Source organism: Nocardiopsis sp. CC223A, from assembly GCF_030766825.1.
GTDB lineage: Bacteria > Actinomycetota > Actinomycetes > Streptosporangiales > Streptosporangiaceae > Nocardiopsis.
This window is the reverse complement of record NZ_JASFDV010000186.1, coordinates 1-854: the sequence shown is the minus strand read 5'-3', so window position 1 is coordinate 854 and position 854 is coordinate 1. Positions and strand designations below refer to the sequence as shown.

Here is an 854-nt window from a genome sequence, read left to right as displayed (position 1 = left end):
AGAGCTCATCTCATTTGGATTCTCGGTAACCTGGCCGCGTGTCGATGGTTGAACGCCTTGTGCCCGATGAGCTGTGGGAACTGTTCCAACGAGTGGTGCCCGAGGCGCCCACCCGCCCGCAAGGCGGCGGGCGGCGCAGACACGGCGACCGCCAGGTGCTGGCCGCGATCATCTTCGTGGCCACCTCCGGCTGTACCTGGGCTCAGCTCCCTCCGGTGTTCGGCCCCTCCGGACCCACCGCGCACCGACGCTTCACCGAGTGGACCCAAGCGCGAGTCTGGGCCAAGCTCCACCGCCTGGTCCTGGACGAACTCGGCGCCCGTGGTGAGCTGGACTGGTCGCGGTGCGCGATCGACTCGGTGAACATACGAGCCCTCAAAGGGGGGACCTGACGGGTCCGAATCCTGTCGATCGGGGCAAGAAGGGGTCGAAGATCCACTTGATCACCGACCGGTCCGGCCTGCCCCTGTCCATGGCGATCTCGGGGGCCAACACCCACGACAGCCAGGCCCTGCAACCCCTGGTGCGCGGGATCCCGCCGATCCGTTCACGACGTGGCCCACGGCGGCGCAGACCGGCCAAGCTGCACGGCGACAAGGGCTACGACTACACCCACCTGCGCCGATGGCTGCGCCAGCGGGGCATCGTGCACCGCTTGGCCCGTAAAGGGGTGGAGTCCTCGAAGCGGCTGGGCAGGCACCGGTGGCAGGTGGAGCGCACCATGGCCTGGCTGTCCGGATACCGCCGCCTGCACCGCCGCTACGAGCGCAAGGCCGACCACTTCCTGGCCTTCGCCGGCATCGCCTGCACACTCATTTGCTACCGCAGACTCACCAAATGAGATGAGCTCTAAG

The 854-nt window shown here is 67.4% G+C and carries 1 protein-coding gene; it reads left to right on the top strand.

Annotated elements, in window-relative coordinates:
- Nucleotides 1-44 precede the first annotated feature (44 nt).
- Nucleotides 45-841, top strand: a protein-coding gene (locus QJS33_RS31275; protein WP_306371676.1) for an IS5 family transposase whose coding sequence is annotated in 2 segments (ribosomal slippage) — nucleotides 45-381 and nucleotides 381-841 — 798 coding nt in all. Because the reading frame shifts where the segments join, the coding sequence is not laid out codon by codon here.
- Nucleotides 842-854: the final 13 nt, after the last annotated feature.